22 protein-coding genes are annotated in these 20929 nt (G+C 70.2%); 12 read left to right on the forward strand and 10 right to left on the reverse strand.

The genetic code is table 11. The annotated features are described in order from the left end of the window. Window positions 1-64: 64 nt before the first annotated feature. A complete protein-coding gene (locus C1737_RS13640) occupies window positions 65-541 on the forward strand; it encodes a gamma-glutamylcyclotransferase (RefSeq protein ID WP_067924254.1) in 477 nt (158 codons plus the stop codon). A gap of 75 nt (window positions 542-616) precedes the next feature. On the opposite strand, the gene C1737_RS13645 is transcribed toward C1737_RS13640, so the two are convergent. The 4 genes from C1737_RS13645 to C1737_RS13660 all read right to left on the reverse strand — a co-directional run bounded on the left by C1737_RS13645 (window position 617) and on the right by C1737_RS13660 (window position 4620). Further along, on the reverse strand, window positions 617-1489 hold the full coding sequence (locus tag C1737_RS13645) for an endonuclease domain-containing protein (RefSeq protein ID WP_102419941.1): 873 nt from the start codon (window positions 1487-1489) through the stop codon (window positions 617-619). A 117-nt stretch (window positions 1490-1606) separates the two neighbouring features. Continuing rightward, entirely contained in the window at window positions 1607-2776 is a 1170-nt protein-coding gene (locus C1737_RS13650; protein ID WP_102418647.1) for an amidohydrolase, read from the reverse strand. Beyond that, window positions 2773-3966: a M20 family metallopeptidase gene (locus C1737_RS13655; RefSeq protein WP_102418648.1), complete on the reverse strand. Its 1194-nt coding sequence runs from the start codon at window positions 3964-3966 to the stop codon at window positions 2773-2775. Before C1737_RS13655 ends, C1737_RS13650 begins: the two co-directional genes overlap by 4 nt. Before the next feature lie 36 nt (window positions 3967-4002). Further along, window positions 4003-4620 (reverse strand): cutinase family protein, encoded by a 618-nt coding sequence (locus C1737_RS13660; RefSeq protein ID WP_197509252.1) that lies wholly within the window; start codon window positions 4618-4620, stop codon window positions 4003-4005. Between the two features lie 123 nt (window positions 4621-4743). On the opposite strand from C1737_RS13660, the gene C1737_RS13665 reads away from it, so the two are divergent. Both C1737_RS13665 and C1737_RS13670 read left to right on the forward strand, forming a co-directional pair. Further along, window positions 4744-5550, forward strand: coding sequence for a purine-nucleoside phosphorylase (locus C1737_RS13665; protein ID WP_102418649.1), 807 nt, complete (start codon window positions 4744-4746; stop codon window positions 5548-5550). A 56-nt stretch (window positions 5551-5606) separates the two neighbouring features. Next, window positions 5607-7190, forward strand: a complete 1584-nt coding sequence (locus C1737_RS13670) for a phospho-sugar mutase (protein WP_233214833.1) — start codon at window positions 5607-5609, stop codon at window positions 7188-7190. Between the two features lies 1 nt (window position 7191). Here C1737_RS13670 and upp read toward each other — a convergent pair whose 3' ends face one another. Then, a complete protein-coding gene (upp, locus tag C1737_RS13675; RefSeq protein ID WP_102418651.1) occupies window positions 7192-7815 on the reverse strand; it encodes a uracil phosphoribosyltransferase in 624 nt (207 codons plus the stop codon). A gap of 105 nt (window positions 7816-7920) precedes the next feature. Here upp and C1737_RS13680 point away from each other — a divergent pair, with 105 nt between their 5' ends. From C1737_RS13680 to C1737_RS13690, 3 genes are read left to right on the forward strand one after another with little or no spacing between them, the layout of a single operon-like run. Beyond that, window positions 7921-8811 (forward strand): alkaline phosphatase family protein, encoded by an 891-nt coding sequence (locus C1737_RS13680; protein ID WP_102419942.1) that lies wholly within the window; start codon window positions 7921-7923, stop codon window positions 8809-8811. A gap of 53 nt (window positions 8812-8864) precedes the next feature. After that, window positions 8865-10163: a primosomal protein gene (locus tag C1737_RS13685; RefSeq protein WP_102418652.1), complete on the forward strand. Its 1299-nt coding sequence runs from the start codon at window positions 8865-8867 to the stop codon at window positions 10161-10163. 41 nt (window positions 10164-10204) lie between these two features. Beyond that, on the forward strand, window positions 10205-11188 hold the full coding sequence (locus C1737_RS13690) for a VWA domain-containing protein (protein WP_102418653.1): 984 nt from the start codon (window positions 10205-10207) through the stop codon (window positions 11186-11188). Window positions 11189-11192: 4 nt separating this feature from the next. Here the strand turns inward: C1737_RS13690 and C1737_RS13695 are convergent, their stop codons facing one another. Then, on the reverse strand, window positions 11193-12200 hold the full coding sequence (locus C1737_RS13695; protein WP_102419943.1) for a VWA domain-containing protein: 1008 nt from the start codon (window positions 12198-12200) through the stop codon (window positions 11193-11195). Between the two features lie 53 nt (window positions 12201-12253). Beyond that, complete coding sequence (locus C1737_RS13700; RefSeq protein WP_102418654.1) at window positions 12254-13288, reverse strand: cupin; 1035 nt, start codon at window positions 13286-13288, stop codon at window positions 12254-12256. 142 nt (window positions 13289-13430) lie between these two features. Here C1737_RS13700 and C1737_RS13705 point away from each other — a divergent pair, with 142 nt between their 5' ends. Beyond that, window positions 13431-14102, forward strand: a complete 672-nt coding sequence (locus C1737_RS13705; RefSeq protein ID WP_102418655.1) for a GntR family transcriptional regulator — start codon at window positions 13431-13433, stop codon at window positions 14100-14102. A gap of 91 nt (window positions 14103-14193) precedes the next feature. Then, the gene (locus tag C1737_RS13710) at window positions 14194-14478 is read left to right on the forward strand and encodes a GlsB/YeaQ/YmgE family stress response membrane protein (protein WP_067920713.1); all 285 of its coding nucleotides are present in this window, start codon (window positions 14194-14196) and stop codon (window positions 14476-14478) included. Between the two features lie 42 nt (window positions 14479-14520). Here C1737_RS13710 and C1737_RS13715 read toward each other — a convergent pair whose 3' ends face one another. From C1737_RS13715 to C1737_RS13725, 3 genes are read right to left on the reverse strand one after another with little or no spacing between them, the layout of a single operon-like run. Next, entirely contained in the window at window positions 14521-15612 is a 1092-nt protein-coding gene (locus tag C1737_RS13715) for an adenosine deaminase (protein WP_067920715.1), read from the reverse strand. After that, window positions 15609-16895 carry a thymidine phosphorylase gene (locus C1737_RS13720; RefSeq protein ID WP_102418656.1) on the reverse strand — a complete coding sequence of 429 codons (1287 nt, stop codon included), beginning with the start codon at window positions 16893-16895 and terminating at the stop codon, window positions 15609-15611. The genes C1737_RS13715 and C1737_RS13720 overlap by 4 nt, the downstream gene beginning before the upstream one ends. Then, window positions 16892-17290 (reverse strand): cytidine deaminase, encoded by a 399-nt coding sequence (locus C1737_RS13725; RefSeq protein ID WP_068095945.1) that lies wholly within the window; start codon window positions 17288-17290, stop codon window positions 16892-16894. The genes C1737_RS13720 and C1737_RS13725 overlap by 4 nt, the downstream gene beginning before the upstream one ends. A gap of 254 nt (window positions 17291-17544) precedes the next feature. Between C1737_RS13725 and sdhC the strand changes: the two genes are divergently transcribed. From sdhC to C1737_RS13745, 4 genes are read left to right on the forward strand one after another with little or no spacing between them, the layout of a single operon-like run. Further along, window positions 17545-17883: a succinate dehydrogenase, cytochrome b556 subunit gene (gene sdhC / locus C1737_RS13730; protein WP_068095947.1), complete on the forward strand. Its 339-nt coding sequence runs from the start codon at window positions 17545-17547 to the stop codon at window positions 17881-17883. Continuing rightward, the gene (locus C1737_RS13735; RefSeq protein ID WP_067924494.1) at window positions 17880-18347 is read left to right on the forward strand and encodes a succinate dehydrogenase hydrophobic membrane anchor subunit; all 468 of its coding nucleotides are present in this window, start codon (window positions 17880-17882) and stop codon (window positions 18345-18347) included. Before sdhC ends, C1737_RS13735 begins: the two co-directional genes overlap by 4 nt. Before the next feature lie 18 nt (window positions 18348-18365). Next, window positions 18366-20120, forward strand: a complete 1755-nt coding sequence (sdhA, locus tag C1737_RS13740) for a succinate dehydrogenase flavoprotein subunit (protein ID WP_068095949.1) — start codon at window positions 18366-18368, stop codon at window positions 20118-20120. Further along, on the forward strand, window positions 20120-20926 hold the full coding sequence (locus tag C1737_RS13745; RefSeq protein WP_067918231.1) for a succinate dehydrogenase iron-sulfur subunit: 807 nt from the start codon (window positions 20120-20122) through the stop codon (window positions 20924-20926). The genes sdhA and C1737_RS13745 overlap by 1 nt, the downstream gene beginning before the upstream one ends. Window positions 20927-20929 lie beyond the last annotated feature (3 nt).

A 20929-nucleotide genomic window follows, 5' to 3' on the forward strand; every position in this document is an offset into this window, starting at 1 on the left:
CCTGCAGCCCGGCGAGGGCCCTCGGGAGAAGACCGCGCCCGCATCCGACGTCTAAGCTTTCCCCGTGCCGCTCTACGCCGCCTACGGGTCGAACATGGATCCTGAGCAGATGCTCAAGCGCGCACCCCATTCGCCGATGGCCGGAACGGGCTGGCTGCACGGCTGGCGCCTGACGTTCGGGGGCGAGGACATCGGCTGGGAGGGCGCGCTGGCCACCGTGGTCGAGGACCCGGATTCCAAGGTGTTCGTCGTGCTCTACGACATGACCCCGGCGGACGAGAACAACCTCGATCGGTGGGAGGGCTCGGAGTTCGGCGTGCACAAGAAGATCCGGTGCCGGGTCGAGCGCATCTCGTCGGACACCAGCACCGACCCGGTGCTGGCCTGGTTGTATGTGCTCGACGCCTGGGAGGGTGGCCTGCCGTCGGCGCGGTATCTGGGCGTGATGGCCGATGCAGCCGAAATCGCCGGAGCCCCAAGCGATTACGTGCACAACCTGCGAACACGGCCAGCCCACAACGTCGGCCCGGGCACCGGCTAATCCCTTCCCGCGAGCGACCGTGTCTGTACGGCGACACGCCGTTGTGAGCGGAAATTTGCGGTCGCTCGCGAGACGTCACGCGGCGCGGGCTCGCTCCAACTGTGCCTCGAGCCGGCGGATGAGTTCCCACGGCCGGCGCCTGACGTCTTCGGCCACGATGGCGACCACCGCCCAGCCCATCTCCTGGAGCGCCGAGGAACGTCGGCGGTCACGGATGAAGGCATCGGGCCCGCTATGCCAATCCACGCCGTCGTATTCGGCGGCGACACGCAGATCTGGCCAGGCGAAGTCGAGCCGCCAGACGCGGCCCGGCAGGTCCACGACCTCGTATTGAAGGACCGGCGTCGGCAAACCGCCGTCGATCATTACCAGCCGTGCCTCGCTCTCCATTGGCGACTCCGCCAATGGGCTGGCCAGACCCAGCAGTTGGCGGACGGTCACAATCCCGCGACGGCCGGACTGTCCAGCGATGGCCCGCGCCAGCTCGCTAGGCATGCAGGCGCCGCTGCGCAAGGCTGCGTCCAGCGTTGCGAGCCCTCTGGACCGGCGAAGACTGCGGGCGACCTCGATCGCCGTCCACGCGGGGGCGGTGACAGGGCGTCCACCGACCATGGTCAATGGGGCGCCGTCACGCCGGTGCACTATCAGTCCGTCGGACGATCGCAGTCGGCGGCCATCCGGCTCGAGCACGTGCAGCGCGGGCGTCGACTCGGTGTCGAAGCCGTACGCGGCGGCGGCTGTACCCATGCATGCGGCGACGCTGGTGCCGGTTGCCAAATCCAGGCCACGGAGTTGCAGCGCGGTGGTCAGTTCGCCCCGGCCGTAGATGCCATGCCAAACCTTCTGCATCTCAAGGTCCAACGCCCGACGCGGCAGGTACGTCAGAGCCTGCGCGGACGTGACGACGCCGCCCTGGGCGTCGAGCAGCCGGCTGAGCTCTGGATGCATGCGGGCCATGGTGGGCAGGCTCCGCCACGCCGACAACTCACCCTGCCGAGCGACCGCAAATTGCCGCTCACAGCGGCGTGTCGCCGTACAGACACGGTCGCTCGCGCTGTGGAAAAGCTAGAACGCGGCGGCCTGCTCGACGATGTTGACCATCACGCGCAGCCCGATCGCCAGGGCGCGCTCGTCGAGGTCGAACGTCGGCTGGTGCAGGTCCAGCTGCGGCCCCTGACCCGGCCACACGCCCAGGCGCGCCATCGCGCCGGGAATCTCCTCGAGGTACCAGGAGAAGTCCTCGCCCCCGCCGGACTGGCGGGTGTCGGCCAGCGCGTCGGGGCCGATGGCCTCGATCGCGTGGGTGAGGATGCGTGTCGAGACGTCCTCGTTGACCACCGGCGGCACGCCGCGCCGATACTGCAGCGTGTGGTCGATGCCCAGCGGCGCGAGCAGCGAGGACACCGTCTCCCGGATGATCTCCTCGAGCCCTACCCAGGTCTGCCGGCTGGCGGTGCGCACCGTGCCACCCAGCACCCCGGTCTGCGGGATGGCGTTGGCGGCGACCCCCGCGTTGACTGCGCCCCACACCAGCACCGTGCCGTTGCGCGGGTCGATGCGGCGCGACAGCACCCCGGGCAACCCGGTGATCAGCGTGCCGAGGCCGTAGACCAGGTCGGCGGTCAGGTGGGGGCGCGACGTGTGCCCGCCCGGGGAGTGCAGGGTGATCTCGATCTGGTCGGCCGCCGAGGTGATGGGGCCGTGGCGCACCGCGATCTGGCCGACCTCCAGCCGCGGGTCGCAGTGCAGGGCGAAGATCCGCGACACCCCGGAAATGGCGCCGGCCGCGATGGCGTCGATCGCGCCGCCGGGCATCAACTCCTCGGCGGCCTGGAAGATCAGCCGCACCCCGACCGGCAGCTCCGGCACCGACGCCAGGGTGAGCGCGGTGCCGAGCAGGATCGCGGTGTGGGCGTCGTGGCCGCAGGCGTGCGCGACGTTGGGCATGGTGGAGGTGTAGGGCGCGCCGGTCCGTTCCGCCATGGGCAGCGCGTCCATGTCCGCCCGCAGCGCGATCCTGGGCTCGTGTTCGGGGCCCAGGTCGCAGACCAGCCCGGTGCCACCGGGCAGCACCTTGGGGTTGAGCCCCGCGTCGGCCAACCGCTCGGCGACGAACTGGGTGGTGGCGTACTCCTGCCGGCCGAGCTCGGGGTAGCGGTGGATGTGCCGGCGCCACTCGACCAGGTTGTCGTGGTGTGCGGCCAGCCAGGAGGTGGCGGCATCGGCGAGGCTCATGCGGGCGCCCGCCGTTCCTGCGCGGCCATGACGCGGTCGCGCTCGGCGGGCGTCTGGGCCAGCTGAACCACCGTGCGGGCCAACATGATCGCTCCGTCGACGACGGCGCGGTCGGCGCTGGGGCCGGCCGCGGCGGTGGCGAAGGCGCGCTGGTGCACCGTGGCGCCACCGGCGTCGACCCCGACCACCGGGTGGATCCCCGGCAGCACCTGGGTCACGTTGCCCATGTCGGTGCTGCCCATGGGCAGCGCCGCCTCGAACTCGCGGGCCACCGGCTCGCGCCCCAGCCGGCGCATCTCCTCACGGAAGACGTCAGCCAGCCATGCGTCGGGCGTGAGCTCGTCGTAGGCGGGGGCCGGGTTGTCGATTTCGTATTCGCAGCCGGTGGCCAGCGCACCCGCGGCGAAGCACGCGTACATCCTGCCCTCCAGCTGTCTCAGCGAATCCGATTCGACGGCCCGCATCGCATACTCCAGCGTCGCGTGCCCGGGGATGACGTTGACCGCCTGCCCGCCGTCGGTGACGATCCCGTGCACCAGTTGACCCGGGGCCAGTTGCTGCCGCAACAGCCCGACGGCCACCTGCGCGACGGTCACGGCGTCGGCGGCATTGATCCCCTGATGCGGCGCGACGGCAGCGTGGGATTCCTTGCCACGGTAGTGCACCGTCGCCTCCGACAGTGCCAGCGAGCGGGCCGCCGCGATGTCGGCGGGCCCCGGATGCAGCATCACCGCCGCCGCGATGTCGTCGAACACCCCGGCGGCCAGCAGCAGCGCCTTGCCGCCGCCCATCTCCTCGGCGGGGGTACCGATCAGCGCCACCCGCAGGCCCAGCTCGTCGGCCACCTCGGCCAGCGCCAGCGCGGTGCCCACCGCGGACGCCGCGATGATGTTGTGGCCACAGGCGTGCCCGATCTCGGGCAGCGCGTCGTATTCGGCGCAGACCCCGACGGTCAGTGGGCCGCTGCCGAAGTCGGCGCGAAACGCAGTCTCCAGGCCACCGGCGGACGCGGTGATCTCGAAACCGCGCTCGGCGACCAGCGCCTGGGCCTTGGCGCAGCTGCGATGCTCGGCGAACGCCAGCTCGGGCTCGGCGTGGATGGCGTGGGACAGCTCAACCAGGTCGGGGCCACGTCGCCGCACGACATCCTCGACCCTGCCTGAGGGGTGGTCCAATGCGGAGGTGGGCATCCTCGCAGTATCCCACCGCGACGAAGAGCGCCGGGGCTACACCAGTCCGGCGATGAATCCCGCCGCCTGTCCGGGGTACGGCGCCACGCCGTAGTCGTGGTGGGCCTCCCGGTCCCGGCCGCCGACGACGCACACCGGATCACCGGGGCTGCAGATGTCGATGGCGCGGCCGGCGAACAGACCGGTCGTCGAAAGCGGTGTGTTGAAGCGATTGCCGGGATTGCCGAACACCGCAACCGCCCTGACCTTGCCGGCCAGGCCGGGATCCAGCTCGGGCGCCGAGCCGAAGTTGCCGATGGTGTTGCCCAGCGGCGGCACCCCGGCCAGCATCGAGACCGCGGCGGCGCCCTGGGAGAAGCCGCCGAGCACCAGCTTCGTCCCCGGGCACTGGTCGACCATCTGCGCGATGTGGTCGCGCGCGTCGTTCGCGGCGTCGGCGGTCTGCAGGAAGTTGTAGCTGGCCGGATAGTTCACCGCGTACGCGTCGACGCTGCGCGAGCCCAGCGCGGGCTGCAGCGCGGCCAGCAGCGCGTCCCCGGCCACCCCCAGGCCGGGCGGCTCGGCGGTGCCCCGGGCGAAGATCAGTTGCACATCGGGGCACCCGTCGGCCCGCGCCGTTGCCGCCGCGCCGCTCGTGATCGAAAACACCGACACCGCAACGGCGACGGCCAGGCCGACGACCGGCCACCTACGAAGATCCATGCGGCAGATTTTCACATATCCCGGCGGGCACCATCGCGGCGCTCGATCCGGCGGCCCGCACTAGGCTCCCCGACTGTGAGCGACGTCGCATCCGATCCCGCCGGCCTCGCGCGGCGGGCGGCGCAATTCATCGGGGAGCGCACCGGCGTGGCCGAGCACGACGTCGCCGTCGTCCTCGGATCGGGGTGGCGGCCCGCGGCGGACGCCCTTGGCACTCCGACCGCCGTGCTGCCCCAGGCCGACGTGCCGGGCTTCGCGCCCCCCACGGCCGTGGGGCACACCGGCGAGCTGATGTCGACGCGTGTGGGCGAGCGCCGGGTGCTGGTGCTGGTCGGCCGCGTGCACGCCTACGAGGGCCACGACCTGTGTCACGTCGTTCACCCGGTGCGGGCGGCCTGCGCGGCCGGCGCGCGCATCGTCGTGCTGACCAACGCGGCCGGCGGTCTGCGGACCGACATGGCGGTCGGCCAGCCGGTGCTGATCAGCGATCACCTCAACCTGACCGCGCGTTCGCCGCTGGTCGGCCCGCAGTTCGTGGACCTGACCGACGCCTACGCGCCGCGGCTGCGCGACCTCGCCCGCCAGGTCGACCCGGGGCTGGCCGAGGGCGTCTACGCCGGGCTGCCGGGGCCGCACTACGAGACGCCCGCCGAGGTGCGGATGCTGCGCACGCTGGGCGCCGACCTGGTCGGCATGTCGACTGTGCACGAGACCATCGCGGCCCGGGCGGCCGGCGCCGAGGTGCTGGGGGTGTCGCTGGTGACCAACCTGGCCGCGGGGATCGGCGGCCAGCCGCTGAGCCACGCCGAGGTGCTCGCCGCCGGCGCCGCGTCGGCGAGCCGGATGGGCGCCCTGCTGGCCGACGTCGTGGCCCGGTTCTAGCGATGACGCCCGAGGAACGGCGGCGACCCGCGGCCCCCGGCGACGCCGGGCTCGCGATCGCCGCGGCGGAGTGGGTCGCGCACGATCCCGACCCGGCGACGGCCGCCGAGCTCGCCGCCTGCGGGCCCGACGAACTCGCCGCACGCTTCGCCCACCCACTGAAGTTCGGCACCGCGGGCCTGCGCGGCCCGGTGCGCGGCGGCCCCGACGCCATGAACGTGGCGGTGGTGTCGCGGGCCACCTGGGCGGTGGCGCGGGTGCTGGACGCCCGCGGCCTGGCCGGCTCGCAGGTCATCGTCGGGCGCGACTCCCGGCACGGCTCCGCCGTCTTCGCCACGGTAGCCGCCGAAGTGCTTGCCGCCCACGGATTCTCGGTGACGCTGCTGCCCGGGCCGGTCCCCACGCCGGTGGTTGCGTTCGCCGTGCGCCGCGCCGGGGCCGCCGCCGGGATACAGATCACCGCGTCACACAACCCGCCGACCGACAACGGCTACAAGGTCTACACCGACGGCGGCATCCAGATCGTCTCCCCCACGGACCGCGAGATCGAGGTGGCGATGGCCGCGGCTCCCCCGGCGGACGAAATCGACAGGGCGCCGGTGCAACCCGCCGTCACCGATGTCGTCGAGCAGTACGTCGAGCGCGCGGCCGGCGTGCGGCGCGGCACCGGCCCGGTGCGGGTGGCCCTGACCCCGCTGCACGGGGTGGGCGGCGTCGTGGCGGTGGAGGCGCTGCAGCGCGCCGGCTTCCCGCAGGTGCACACCGTGGGAGCCCAGTTCGCTCCCGACCCGGACTTCCCCACCGTCGCCTTCCCCAACCCGGAGGAGCCCGGCGCCACCGACGCGCTGCTCGCCCTCGCGGCCGACGTCACCGCCGACGTCGCGATCGCGCTCGATCCCGACGCCGACCGCTGCGCGGTTGCCGTCCCCACCGAATCGGGATGGCGAATGCTGTCCGGCGACGAAACCGGTTGGCTGCTCGGCGATTACATTCTGTCGCACATCCCCGATCCGCGAACGGCGGTGGTGGCCAGCACCGTGGTGTCGTCGCGGATGCTGGCCGCGATCGCCCACCACCACGGCGCCACCCACGTCGAGACGCTCACCGGGTTCAAGTGGCTGGCGCGCGCCGACGCGAACGCGCCCGGCGACACCCTGGTGTACGCCTACGAGGAGGCGATCGGGCACTGCGTCGACCCGGACGCCGTGCGCGACAAGGACGGCATCAGCGCCGCGGTGCTGGTGTGCGATCTGGTGGCGGCGCTGAAGGACGGGGGCCGTTCGGTGACCGACGCGCTCGACGACCTCGCCCGGCGGCACGGCGTGCACGACGTCGCCGCGGTGTCGCGCCGCGTCGCCGACGCCGCCGAGGCCGCCGACCTGATGCGGCGGCTGCGGTCGGCGCCACCGGCGACGCTCGCCGGGTTCGACGCGACCGTCACCGATATCACCGACGCGCTGATCTTCACCGGGGGCGCCGGTGACACGACTGTCAGGCTGGTGGTGCGGCCTTCCGGGACCGAGCCGAAGCTGAAGTGCTACATCGAAGTTCGCTGCGCGGTCAGCGGCGGCCTGCAGGATGCGCGGCGGCGCGCCCGCGCGTTGCGCGACGAGGTGGTGTCGGCGGCCGCGAACCTGTGAGCTAGCGCGGCCCGTACTGGCGGTCGCCCGCGTCGCCGAGACCCGGCACGATATAGGCGTTCTCGTTGAGCCCGTCGTCGACCGCCACGGTGAACAGCCGCGCGTCGGGCACCGTCTTCTCAAGCGCCGCAACGCCTTCGGGGGCGGCCAGCGCACACAAGACCGTGATGTCGGTCGCGCCGCGCTCCAGCAGCAGCCCCACGGTGTACTTCAGCGACCCTCCGGTGGCCAGCATCGGATCCAGCACCAGCACCGGCACGCCGGCGAGCCGGTCGGGCAGCGACTCGAAATACCCACTCGCCTGGTGGGTTTCCTCGTTGCGGGCGACGCCGACGAATCCGACCCGCGCCTGGGGCAGGAGCGCAAGCGCCTGGTCGACCATGCCGAGCCCGGCCCGCAGCACCGCCACCAGCAGGGGCGGCTCGGCCAGCCGTTCCCCCAGCGCCTCGGCCAGCGGGGTGTGGACCGGGAAGGTCTCGCGGGGCGCGTCCCGGGTGGCCTCGTAGATCAACATCGCGGTCAAGTCACGCAACGCCGCCCGGAATCCGTCGCTGTCGGTGCGTTTGTCGCGCATCGTCGTCAGCCGGGCGACCGCCAGCGGGTGATCGACAATGCGCACCTCCACGGTGTTCGACCCTATATAACGATCCGGCCGCATTTCGTTAACGCCCCGCCGAAACGGCCCGCGTCGAAGCCGTCGGGGCGCCCTGACCGCCACTATGCTCCCGTGGTGCCCAGCGGAATCCCGGCTGCAACCCGCCTGACGGACAGGGCATTACGAGTTCTCGGACTCCTCGCCGCGGTGGCCCTGCTGCAGCCGGCGCCCGGCCCACCGGCTCCGCGGATAGGCCTCGCGGCAGCGGCCCTTCCGCAGCCGGCGCACATCGTGATCGTGGTGGAGGAGAACCGCTCCGAGGCCAACATCATCGGCAACAAGTCGGCGCCCTTCATCACCGCCCTGGCCGCGGCCGGCGCCAACATGACCCAGTCCTACGCCGAAACACACCCGAGCGAACCGAATTACCTGGCGCTGTTCGCCGGCAACACCTTCGGCGTGACCAGCGACACGTGCCCGGTCAACGCCGGCGCCGCACCCAACCTGGGTTCCGAATTGCTGGCGGCGGGGTACACGTTCGCCGGCTTCGCCGAAGGCCTGCCCGCAGTGGGCTCGCCGGCGTGCACCGCCGGGAAATACGCGCGCAAGCACGTGCCGTGGGCCAACTTCACCAACGTCCCGCCGGCGAACTCCCTGCCGTTCTCGGCCTTCCCGATGGGCAACTACGCCGGCCTGCCCACCGTGTCGTTCGTCATCCCCAACAACGACGACAACATGCACGACGGCTCCATCGCGCAGGCCGACGCCTGGCTGAACCGCGAGCTGTCGGGCTACGCCAACTGGGCGGCGGCCAACAACAGCCTGCTGATCGTGACGTGGGACGAGGACGACGGCGGAAGGCGCAACCAGATCCCGACGATCTTCTACGGCGCCCACGTGCGCCCCGGCAGCTACAGCGAGCAGATCAACCACTACACCGTGCTTTCCACGATCGAGCAGATGTACGGGCTGCCCAAAACCGGCTACGCCGCCGGCGCACCGCCGATCACGGATATCTGGGGCTAGGTCGGGGCTAGCCGCGCCGGGCGCCCTCGGCGGCCGTCGCTATTGTGTGCCGCATGGCTGCTGACCTCGTGCCCATCCGCCTGAGCCTGTCCGACGGTGACCGCTACACCGTGTGGGCACCCCGCTGGCGCGACGCCGGCGACGAGTGGGAGGCGTTCCTGGGCAAGGACGAGGACCTGTACGTGTTCTCCTCGGTCGCCGACCTGGTCGCGTTCGTGCGCTCCGATACCGACAACGACCTGGTCGACCACCCGGCGTGGAAGGACCTGACCACCGCCCACGCGCACAAGTTCTCACCAGCCGAGGACAGGCAGTTCGACCTGGTCACGGTCGAGGAGTTGGTGTCGGAGAAGCCGACCGAGGAGTCGGTGACCTCGCTGGCCCGCACGCTGGCGCTCGTCTCGTCCATCGGCTCGGTGTGCGAGCTCGCGGCGGTGCTGAAGTTCTTCAACGGCAATCCGACGCTGGGCACGGTGTCGGGCGGGATCGACCACTTCACCGGCAAGGCGGGCCTCAAGCGCTGGAACGCGATCGGCGAGATCATCGGGCGCGGCTGGGACGACGTGCTCGGCGCCGTCGAGGGCATCGTCAGCACGCCCGAGGTCGACGAGAAGCTGTCGGCCAAGGCCGCCGACGAACTCGACGAGGAGCCCGAGGAGCCCGACACCGAAGACGTCGAGGACACCGAGGCGGCCGCCGAGGCCGACGAGGAAGCCGACGCGGAGGCGGACGAATCCGCGGAGGGCGGCGACGAGGAGGACGAGGAACCGCGCGCGGCCGGCGACACGGTGATCCTGGGCAGCGACGAGGATTTCTGGCAGCAAGTGGGCATCGACCCGATTCGGATCATGACGAGTTCGGGGACCTTCTACACGCTGCGGTGCTACCTCGACGACCGCCCGATCTTCCTGGGCCGCAACGGGCGCATCAGCGTGTTCACCTCCGAGCGCGCGCTGGCCCGCTACCTCGCCGACGAGCACGACCACGACCTGGCCGACCTGAGCACCTACGACGACATCCGCACCGCCGCCACCGACGGTTCGCTGGAAGTCAAGGTCACCGAGGACAACATCTACGTGCTCAGCGGGCTTGCCGACGACATCGCCGACGGTCCCGACGCCGTGGACCGCGACCAGCTGGAGCTGGCCGTCGAGCTGCTCCGCGACATCGGCGACTACTCGGAGGAGGGCACGGTCGACAAGGCGCTCGAGCCGGGCCGCCCGCTGGGCAAGCTGGTGGCCTACGTGCTCGAGCCCGGCTCGGTCGGCAAGCCCGCCGCGCCGTACGCCCCGGCGGTGCGGGAGTGGGAGAACCTGGAGCAATTCGTCGACGGGCGGCTCAGGCGCGAGTAGCCCCCGTTTGACGGGCCGGTGAGTCTCATCTTTACTGGCGGGTGTCGCTTCCCGGGATAGGCCCGTTACCGCTGTACGGCTTTCAACGCCCCGGCATGCTGCTGTTCGGTTTGCTCCCGCTGGCTTTGCTCGCGGTGTACGTCCTGGTCCAGTCCCGCCGCCGGCGCCGGCTGCGCCGGTTCACCGAGGCGAGCGTGCCGCAGTCGCCGACGCGGCACATCCCGATCGCCGTGTCGCTGCTCAGCCTGATCCTGCTGACCGTCGCGCTGGCCACACCCACCCACGACATGCGCATCCCGCGCAACCGCGCGGTGGTCGTGCTGGTCATCGACATGTCGCAGTCCATGCGGGCCACCGACGTCCCCCCCAACCGGCTCAAGGCCGCCGAGGAGGCGGCCGCCCAGTTCGCCACCCAGCTGACCCCGGGCATCAACCTCGGACTGGTGGGCTTCGCGGGCACGCCGTACCTGCTGGTGCCGCCCACCCCGCAGCACCAGGCGACCATCGATGCGCTCAAGAAGCTCGATTTCGCCGACAGCACCGCCACCGGCGAGGCCATCTTCACCGCCCTGCACGCGGTCAGCGCCACCGCCATCACGGGCGGCGACACCCCGCCGCCGGCCCGCATCGTGCTGCTCTCCGACGGCAAGGAGAACAAGCCGTCCAACCCCAGCGACCCGCATGACGGGGCCTACACCGCGGCGCGGCTGGCCCGCGACGAGGGCGTGCCCATCTCGACGATCTCGTTCGGCACCAAGACCGGCGAGATCGAGATGGACGGGCAGCGGGTCGCCGTCCCGGTTGCGACGGACCAGATGAAGATGATCGCCAAACTCTCCGGCGGGCAGTCCTACACCGCCGGCAACCTCGCCGAGCTCTCCAAGAGCTACAACGCCATCGAGAAGGACATCGGCTACCGCACCGTGCCCGGGCCGGGCAGCGCCGGCTGGTTGCGGCTGGGCGTCATCACCGCGCTGATCGCGACGGCGCTGGCGCTGCTGATCAATCGGCGGCTGCCGGTCTGACCGGTCAGGAGGGCAGCCGGCGGTTGAGGAACAGGCCGGCCAGGACGGCGCCCGCCATCGCGACGGCGCCCAGCAGCATCCAGGCCAGGCTGGCGTCGCCCTTCACGGTCTCGTAGCCGATCTGGCGCTGCAGGGTCGAGTAGACGTTCTTCAGCGACTCCAGGCTGTCGGCGTGGAACGACTGGCCGTCGGTGATCTCGCAGATCTTCTGCAGCGTCTGATCGTCGACGGGCACCGGGATGGTGGCGCCCTCGTACTCGACGGTGCCGTACGGCGTCCCGAACGAGATCGTGGAGATCTGCACGCCCTCGGCCTTGGCGGCCCGGGCCGCGGTGAAGGCGCCCTGCGGGGCGTTGGGGTCCAGCGGCACGTTCTCGGCGCCGTCGGACTCCAGCACGATGCGGGCCGGCGGCGGGCCCTCGCCGCCGCCCATCACCGAGCCCACCGTCGCGATGGCCTGCAGCGCGGTGAAGAGCCCTTCGCCCGTCGCGGTCTTGGGGGCCGGCTTCAGGCTGTCGATCGCCGCCTTCACCGCCGCACGGTTGGTCGTCGGCGAGACCAGCAGCGAGGCGTTGGCCGCGAACTCCACCAGCCCCAGGTTGATGGCGGGGGTGAGCTCGTCGGCGAATTGCTTGCCGGCCACCTTCGCGGCGGTCAGCCGGTCGGGCGCGACGTCGGTGGAGGCCATGGACTCCGACACGTCGATGACCAGCATGACGACCGCCCGGTTCAGCGGGATCCGCACGTCGGAGGTTGGCCCGGCCATCGCGGTGGTCAGCAGTACCAGTGAGGTCGCCAGCAGGATCGTCGGCACGTGCCGCCACCGGCTGGGGTGCGCAGGCGCGACGCGCTCCAGCACCTCCATGTTGGCAAAGCGCAGCACGCGCCGGCGGCGGGCGAACTGCAGCACGACGTAGATGCCCAGGACCAGCAGAACGGCGAGCAGGAACAGGAAGAACCACGCGTTCTGGAAGCCGGTGACCGACACGGGGCCCAGCAGGGGCAACTTCATGTCCAGCCACACTATGCGCCGAACGTCGGCGCTGCACCGCGCCTACCGGGCGGTCACCCCACGACGAGGTCGCGGCGCTGCGTGAACTTGATGTCCAGGCTGCGCAGATGGGTCTGCAAACCGGCGTCCTGAATGGGAATCAGGTGGGCGGGCCGATCGGTCTCGTTGTAGTGGGCGTGCCACATTCCGGGCGGCGTGGTGAAGGCGCCGCCCGCCTGCCACTCGACCCGGATGGGGTTGACTATGTCGCCGTGCTCGTCGAGGCGGGTCCCCAGCAGGGTGTAGCAGCCGCTTTTCGGCGCGTCGAGGATCAGGTCGAGGGCGACCGATTGATGCCGGTGCGGGCGCTGCACCTGATTGGCCGGAAGCACGCCGAACATCGCCCACAGCACGTGGGTGATGGTCAGCGTCTGCTCCTGGTTGGCGTTGGCGAGCAGGACGCTGACCCGGCTCTTCTCGTTGGCGCCGGGCTGCGACGCGATCTCTTCCAGCTTGGCCACCGCATCCGCACGGCAGAACTTCGTCGCACGGAAGCGCGGCTGGGTCGCTTCGGCCCCGAGGTAACGCAGCAGCGGCTCGTCGTGCACCCAGTACATCGCCGTTTCGGCGGCGGCGTAGAACACGGTGTGGGTGCCGGCGGGCAGCGTCAGGAAGTCGCCCTTCTCGAACCCGACGAGGTGGCCGTTGACCGCCGCGAAGCCACGCCCGTAGAGGACGTAGTACAGCTGGGAGGTGGCGTTGGGGCTGGCGTCGATCTGCTCGCCGCTGCGAATGCGCACGAAGTTGGCCAACAGCGCGGGGCTGGTCGCCGCACCGGTGTTGATGCCAAGTTCTTTCGACAGGTCGAGGGGGAAGATTCCGGTCGGCTGATCGACGTAGATCTCCGGGTCAAAGCGGGAAATCGGAACCTGCGGCGCGAGCCCGGACCCGATGGGATTGGCGGCTTTGGAGTATTCGAAGTAGCACGCGTCGTCGGCCCAGTCTTCGAAGCGGCCCTCGAAGCCGTACTCGGCGACGTTGATCATCGGTGCGGGAATCGTCGGATCCAGGTTGGGGACCAGCGACTGGTTCGTTTCCAGAGTGGACATGGCGAAGGGTCCTTAAGCTCGGGTACGTCTTACATCTGTAATGTATCTATCTTGTATCTAAGCGTCAAGACCAGCTGCGACCGGAATCGCTTGGTGTACGGTCGACTGCCTGAGATACGACTTAGCTACGGGGAAGGTAGCAGTGGCAACGATCGACCCGCGGCCGGGCACGGCCAAGGACCGCGCGCTGGACTACGTCAAGACGCGGGTGCTGACCGGCGCGTTCCCCGGCGGGGAGCTGATCAGCGAGGGCGACGTCGCCACGGCGCTGGGGATGTCCCGCACGCCGGTGCGCGAGGCGTTCCTGCGGCTGGAGGCCGAGGGCCTGCTGCGGCTGTACCCCCAACGCGGCGCGCTGGTTGTCCCCGTGTCACCCGACGAGGTCCGATCGGTGATGGAGGCGCGACTGGTGCTCGAGCAGTTCGCCGCGACGAAGGTGGTGGGCCGCGGCCCGGCCGTGTGCGCCGCGGTTTTCGAGCGGATGTCGGCCGAGCTCGAGCGGCAGCGCGCCGCCGTCGACCACGCCGATTGGCCCGAATTCCTCGACGCCGACCGCGCCTTCCACGCCGTGACGCTGGCCGAGTCGGGGAACGTCATCCTGGCGGGTTTCTACGCGTCGCTGCGGGATCGGCAGATGCGGATGATCGGCGAGTCGGCGCTGCGCGACCCCGACCGGGTGAGGACGATCCTGGACGAGCACCGCGAGATCGCCGAGGCGCTGCGTGACGGCGACGCCCCCCGAGCGCTGCGCGCGGTGCAGACGCACCTGGCCGGCACGGTGCGCGCCATCGGGCTCGCCGCCGACCTGCTCTGACCCCGGCCCAATTGTGTTAGAAGTCCGTCTTTTCGGGGAAATCCTCGTCGAGATGGCGCCCACCCCGGGAGCCGTTATGACAGGAGCTGAAATGGTCGGATCCATCATCCTCGCCATCATCGTGGGGGCGATCATCGGTGTCGTCGCCCGCCTGGTGATGCCGGGCAAGCAGAACGTCGGCATGATCATGACCGTCGTGATCGGCGCCGTAGGCGGCCTGATCGGTTCGGCGGTCGCCAGCCAGTTCGGATACCACAACGCCAACGGTGGCATCGCGTGGATTCCGTTCTTCATCGGAGTCGGCGCCGCCGTCGTCCTCATCGCCCTCTACGAGGCGCTGACGGGTCGCCGCACCGGCACCCGGCTCACCCGCTGAACCGAAAGCTACGCCGCTCGTCCGCTTTTCGGGCGAGCGGCGTCAGCCCGCGATCAACACGGCGTAGCGCGGCTTGATGACGTCGTCGATGATCGCCAACCGCTCGTCGAACGGAAGGAATGCCGACTTCATCGCGTTGATGGTGAACCGCTCCAGGTCGCTCCACCCGTAGCCGAAAGCCTGTACCAACCGGTGCATTTCGCGGCTCATCGAGGTATCGCTCATCAGCCGGTTGTCCGTGTTGACGGTGACCCGGAATCGCGTGCGGGCCAGCAGGTCGAACGGATGGTCGGCGATGCTTTTCACCGCACCGGTCTGCACGTTGGAACTGGGACACAGCTCGAGCGGAATTCGCTTGTCCCGCAAGATGGCCGCCAGCCTTCCCAATCTCACTTCGCCGCCACCCAGGACGTCGATGTCGTCGACGATGCGCACCCCGTGGCCCAGGCGGTCGGCGCCGCAGAACGCGATCGCCTCGTGGATGGAGGGCAGGCCGAACGCCTCGCCCGCGTGAATGGTGAAGCGCGCGTTGTGGTCTCGCATGTACTCGAAGGCGTCCAGGTGCCGCGTCGGCGGGTTTCCCGCCTCGGCGCCGGCGATGTCGAAACCGACAACTCCCTTGTCCCGGAACCGGATAGCCAGCGCGGCGATCTCCCGGGACACGGCGGCGTGGCGCATGGCGGTGACCAGCAGCCGCACCACGATCGGCCGGCCCGCGGCGGCGCAGGCCTTCTCGCCGTCGGCGAAGCCGGCCAGCACGGAGTCGACGATCGCGTCGAAGGACAGCCCCCGGTCGATGTGCAACTCGGGCGCGAACCGGACCTCGGCGTAGACGACCGAATCGGCGGCCAGGTCCTCGACGCACTCGTAGGCGACGCGGTGCAGCGCGTCGGGTGTCTGCATCACCGCCACGGTGTGCGAGAACGGCTCCAGGTAGCGCTCCAGCGAGCCGCTGTGCGACTGCGTGCGAAACCAGGTGGCCAGCTCGTCGACGTCGGTGGTGGGCAACCCGTCGTAGCCGGTTTGTTCGGCGATCTCCACCACGGTCGACGGGCGCAGCCCCCCGTCGAGATGATCGTGCAGCAGCGCCTTGGGCGCCTTCTTGATCTGCTCGAGGCCCAGTGGCGTGGTCACGTGACGATCCGATCGATGATCAGCGGCCGCGGAGCCGGCGGTGTGTCGCCGACGCTGTAGCCGCCTTCCAGCTCGGCCAGCGCGGCGCCGAAGCGTTCCGGGGGGTCGGTGTAGAGGGGGAACAGCGGCGCGCCGGCCGAAACCGGCTCCCCGGGACGGCGGTGGATCCGGACGCCGGCGCCGGCCTGCACCCGTTCGCCCGGACGGGACCTGCCCGCGCCGAGCCGCCATGCCGCCAGCCCCACTGCCATCGCGTCGATATCGCCCATTGTGCCGCCCCGGGCGGCGGTCACGGTGTCGGAATGCGCACCGATCGGCAACGGAACCGACAAATCGCCGCCCTGGGCGCCGATCAGCCGGCGGAATCGGTCCATCGCGGTGCCGTCGCGCAGCGTGTCGGCGGGGTCGCGGGCGTCGAGCCCGGCCAGCTCGAGCATCTCGGCGGCCAACCGCAGCGTCAGCGCCACCACGTCGGGCGGGCCGCCGCCGGCCAGCACCTCCAGCGACTCGGCGACCTCCACGGCGTTGCCGACCGTCGCGCCGAGGGGGGCGTTCATGTCGGTCAGCAGCGCATGCGTGGGCACGCCGTGCGCGGCGCCCAGTTCCACCATGGTGTGGGCCAGCTCGCGGCAGCGCTGCGGGGAGCTCAGCAGCGCCCCGGAGCCGACCTTCACGTCGAGCACCAGCGCTCCGGCGCCCTCAGCCAGCTTCTTGCTCATCACCGAGCTGGCGATCAGCGGCAGCGACTCGACCGTGGCGGTGACGTCGCGCAGCGCGTACAGCTTGGCGTCGGCCGGCGCCAATTCCCCGGCGGCGAAGATGGCCGCGCCGACATCGCGGAGCTGGTCGCGCACCCGACGGTTGGACAGCGTGGCGGTGAACCCGGCGATGGACTCGAGCTTGTCCAGCGTGCCGCCCGTGTGCCCGAGCCCTCGCCCCGACGCCTGCGGCACCGCCGCGCCGCAGGCCGCGACCACGGCAACCAGCGGCAGGGTGATCTTGTCCCCCACTCCCCCGGTGGAGTGCTTGTCCACGGTGGGCTTGCCCAGGTCGCTGAAGTCGAGCCGTTCCCCGGACGCCAGCATCGCCGCGGTCCAGCTGGCGGTCTCGCCGTGGTCCATACCGCGCAGGAAGATCGCCATCAGCAGCGCCGACATCTGTTCCTCGGCGACCCGGCCATGGGTGTACGCGTCGACCACCCACTCGATGGCGGTGTCGGACAGCCGGCCGCCGTCGCGCTTGGTGCGGATCACCGTCGGGGCGTCGAAGTTCAAGTCGGTCAACGGGGTTCCCGCGGCAGGTCGGCGGTGAACGCGTCGGGCAGCAGCTCGCCGAGGCGGCGGGGACCGTCCGGATGGTCGACCAGCAGCTCGGGGCCGCCGTGCTCCAGCAGCAGCTGGCGGCACCGCCCGCACGGCATCAGCGGGGATCCCCGCCCGTCGACACAGGCCAGCGCGATCAGCCGGCCGCCGCCGCTGGTGTGCAGGGCGCACACCACACCGCATTCGGCACAGAGACCAAGGCCATATGAGACGTTCTCCACATTGCAGCCGGTGACCACGCGCCCGTCGTCGACCAGCGCGGCCGCTCCCACCGGGAATCGGGAGTACGGCGCATAGGCCCCCGCCGCGGCACCGATTGCCTTGCGGCGCAGCGTATTCCAATCGACATCAGGCATACCCAACCTCGTTCAAAACCCCGCTCACCGACGGGCCCGTGCGACTGCCACCCTAACTCTGGCACGACGCTTCGCTTGGCGGACTGCTTGGCGCTGGGCGTCCTTCGGCCGGGTTAGGCTGAACTGCCCTCCAATGTCAGAAGGCGGTGAGGACTCCGGTGACCACACAGGCGACAACCGCGGATCCGGCAAAAGAATCTGCGCCCGCGCGCAGGCGCCGACCGCCCCGGACGCTGTATCGGGGCGACCCGGGCATGTGGTCCTGGGTGCTGCACCGCATCAGCGGCGCGACGATCTTCTTCTTCCTGTTCGTCCACGTGCTGGATGCCGCGATGCTGCGGGTGAGCCCGCAGACCTACAACGCGGTGATCCACGACTATCAGACCCCGGTCGTCGGACTGATGGAGTACGGGCTGGTGGCCGCGGTGGTATTCCACGGGCTGAACGGGATCCGGGTCATCCTCATCGACTTCTGGTCCGAGGGCACCCGCTACCAGAAGCTGATGTTCTGGATCGTCGGCGTCGTCTTTCTGCTACTCATGGTGCCGGCCGGCGTGGTGACCGGGATCCACATCACCGAGCACCTGCGATGAGCTCCCCGGACCTGCAGCTCGGCCGGGGCGAGGTGGCCCCGGTGCGGCAGCGCAGCCACGACCGGCCGGCCAGCCTGGACAACCCGCGCTCGCCGCGGCGCCGGGCCGGCATCCCCAATTTCGAGAAGTTCGCGTGGCTGTTCATGCGGTTCTCCGGCGTCGCGCTCATCGTCTTGGCCGTCGGGCACCTGTTCATCATGCTGATGTGGGACGACGGCGTTTACCGCATCGACTTCAACTACGTGGCGCAGCGCTGGGCCTCGCCGTTCTGGCAGTTCTGGGATCTGGCGCTGCTGTGGCTGGCGCAGCTGCACGGCGGCAACGGCCTGCGGGTGATCATCGACGACTACAGCCGCAAGGACAGCACCCGGTTCTGGCTCAACAGCCTGCTGCTGTTGTCGATGGGGTTCACGTTGGTGCTGGGCACCTACGTGCTGGTGACATTCGACCCGAATATCTCGTGATTTTAGGGGGCTGACCGGTTGATCCAGCAACACCGATACGACGTCGTGATCGTCGGCGCCGGCGGCGCCGGCATGCGCGCGGCGGTGGAAGCCGGCCCGCGGGTCCGGACCGCGGTGTTGACCAAGCTGTACCCGACCCGCAGCCACACCGGGGCCGCCCAGGGCGGGATGTGCGCGGCGCTGGCCAACGTCGAGGACGACAACTGGGAATGGCACACCTTTGACACCGTCAAGGGCGGCGACTACCTCGCCGACCAGGACGCGGTGGAGATCATGTGCAAGGAAGCCATCGACGCGGTGCTCGACCTGGAGAAGATGGGGATGCCGTTCAACCGCACCCCCGAGGGCCGCATCGACCAGCGCCGCTTCGGCGGGCACACCCGCGAGCACGGCAAGGCCCCGGTGCGCCGGGCGTGCTACGCCGCCGACCGCACCGGGCACATGATCCTGCAGACGCTGTACCAGAACTGCGTCAAGCACGACGTGCAGTTCTTCAACGAGTTCTACGCGCTGGACCTGGTGCTCACCGAGACGCCGAGCGGGCCGGTGGCCACCGGGGTGGTGGCCTACGAGCTGGCCACCGGCCAGATCCACGTCTTCCACGCCAAGGCCGTGGTGATCGCCACCGGCGGTTCGGGCCGGATGTACAAGACCACCTCCAACGCGCACACGCTGACCGGAGACGGCATCGGCATCGTGTTCCGCAAGGGACTTCCGTTGGAGGACATGGAGTTTCATCAGTTCCACCCGACCGGCCTGGCCGGGCTGGGCATCCTGATCTCCGAGGCCGTGCGCGGCGAGGGCGGCCGCCTGCTCAACGGCGAGGGTGAGCGTTTCATGGAGCGTTACGCCCCGACCATCGTCGACCTGGCACCGCGCGACATCGTGGCCCGCTCGATGGTGCTGGAAGTCTTGGAGGGCCGCGGCGCCGGCCCGCACAAGGACTACGTCTACATCGACGTGCGCCACCTCGGCGAGGACGTGCTCGAGGCCAAGCTGCCCGACATCACCGAGTTCGCCCGCACCTACCTGGGCGTCGACCCGGTGCACGAGCTGGTTCCGGTCTACCCGACGTGCCACTACGTGATGGGCGGCATCCCTACCACCGTCACCGGGCAGGTGTTGCGGGACAACACCTCCACGGTGCCGGGCCTCTACGCCGCCGGCGAGTGCGCGTGCGTGTCGGTGCACGGCGCCAACCGGCTGGGCACCAACTCGCTGCTGGACATCAACGTCTTCGGCCGCCGCGCCGGCATCGCCGCGGTCAACTACGCGCGCGGGCACGACTTCGTCGACATGCCACCGAATCCGGAAGCGATGGTGGTCGGCTGGGTGGGCGACATCCTGAGCGAGCACGGCAACGAGCGGGTGGCCGACATCCGCGGCGCGCTGCAGCAGTCGATGGACAACAACGCCGCGGTGTTCCGCACCGAGGAGACGCTGAAGCAGGCGCTGACCGACATCCACGCGCTCAAGGAGCGGTACTCCCGAATCACCGTGCACGACAAGGGGAAACGCTACAACAGCGACCTGCTGGAAGCCATCGAGCTGGGCTTCCTGCTGGAACTGGCCGAGGTCACGGTGGTGGGCGCGCTGAACCGCAAGGAATCCCGCGGCGGGCACGCCCGTGAGGACTACCCGAACCGCGACGACGTCAACTACATGCGCCACACCATGGCCTACAAACAGGGCACCGACCTGCTCAGCGACATCGCGCTGGACTTCAAGCCCGTCGTGCAGACCCGCTACGAGCCCAAGGAACGGAAGTACTGATGACCGCAGGCGAGGCCTTGGAGCAAGAAGAGGCACCCCGTGTCGAGCCGCCGCTCCCGCCCATCCCCGACGGGGCGGTGATGGTCACCCTCAAGATCGCCCGGTTCAACCCCGACGACCCGGACGCCTTCGCGAAAACCGGTGGCTGGCAAAGCTTTCGGGTTCCATGCCTGCCCAGCGACCGGCTCCTCAACCTGCTGATCTACATCAAGAGCTACCTGGACGGGACGCTGACCTTCCGGCGATCCTGCGCCCACGGGGTGTGTGGTTCGGACGCCATGCGCATCAACGGCGTCAACCGGCTGGCCTGCAAGGTGCTGATGCGCGACCTGCTGCCCGAGAAGCCGGGTAAGCAGCTCACGATCACGGTCGAGCCGATCCGCGGCCTGCCGGTGGAGAAGGATTTGATCGTCGACATGGAGCCGTTCTTCGACGCCTACCGCGCGGTCAAGCCGTACCTGGTCACCAGCGGCAATCCGCCCACGCGGGAACGCATTCAGAGCCCCACCGACCGCGCCCGCTACGACGACACCACCAAGTGCATCCTGTGCGCGGCCTGCACCACCAGCTGCCCGGTTTTCTGGCACGAGGGCAGCTACTACGGCCCGGCGGCGATCGTCAACGCGCACCGGTTCATCTTCGACAGCCGCGACGAGGCCGCCGCCGAGCGCCTCGACATCCTCAACGAGGTGGACGGCGTGTGGCGCTGCCGCACCACGTTCAACTGCACCGAGTGCTGCCCGCGCGGCATCCAGATCACCAAGGCGATCCAGGAGGTCAAGCGCGCGCTGATGTTCACGCGCTGACCA

Origin of the sequence: Mycobacterium sp. 4858, from assembly GCF_900240975.1 — a bacterium.
Taxonomy (GTDB): domain Bacteria; phylum Actinomycetota; class Actinomycetes; order Mycobacteriales; family Mycobacteriaceae; genus Mycobacterium.

Coding starts and splice junctions, on each gene's coding strand:
- C1737_RS13645 (WP_102419941.1), bottom strand. CDS start 1,489: ATGCATCCAGAGCTCAGCCGGCTGCTCGACGCCCAGGGCGGCGTCGTC.
- C1737_RS13700 (WP_102418654.1), bottom strand. CDS start 13,288: ATGTCCACTCTGGAAACGAACCAGTCGCTGGTCCCCAACCTGGATCCG.
- C1737_RS13725 (WP_068095945.1), bottom strand. CDS start 17,290: ATGCCTGATGTCGATTGGAATACGCTGCGCCGCAAGGCAATCGGTGCC.
- C1737_RS13745 (WP_067918231.1), top strand. CDS start 20,120: ATGACCGCAGGCGAGGCCTTGGAGCAAGAAGAGGCACCCCGTGTCGAG.
- C1737_RS13695 (WP_102419943.1), bottom strand. CDS start 12,200: ATGAAGTTGCCCCTGCTGGGCCCCGTGTCGGTCACCGGCTTCCAGAAC.
- C1737_RS13655 (WP_102418648.1), bottom strand. CDS start 3,966: ATGCCCACCTCCGCATTGGACCACCCCTCAGGCAGGGTCGAGGATGTC.
- sdhC (WP_068095947.1), top strand. CDS start 17,545: ATGTGGTCCTGGGTGCTGCACCGCATCAGCGGCGCGACGATCTTCTTC.
- C1737_RS13685 (WP_102418652.1), top strand. CDS start 8,865: ATGGCTGCTGACCTCGTGCCCATCCGCCTGAGCCTGTCCGACGGTGAC.
- C1737_RS13710 (WP_067920713.1), top strand. CDS start 14,194: ATGGTCGGATCCATCATCCTCGCCATCATCGTGGGGGCGATCATCGGT.
- C1737_RS13735 (WP_067924494.1), top strand. CDS start 17,880: ATGAGCTCCCCGGACCTGCAGCTCGGCCGGGGCGAGGTGGCCCCGGTG.
- C1737_RS13650 (WP_102418647.1), bottom strand. CDS start 2,776: ATGAGCCTCGCCGATGCCGCCACCTCCTGGCTGGCCGCACACCACGAC.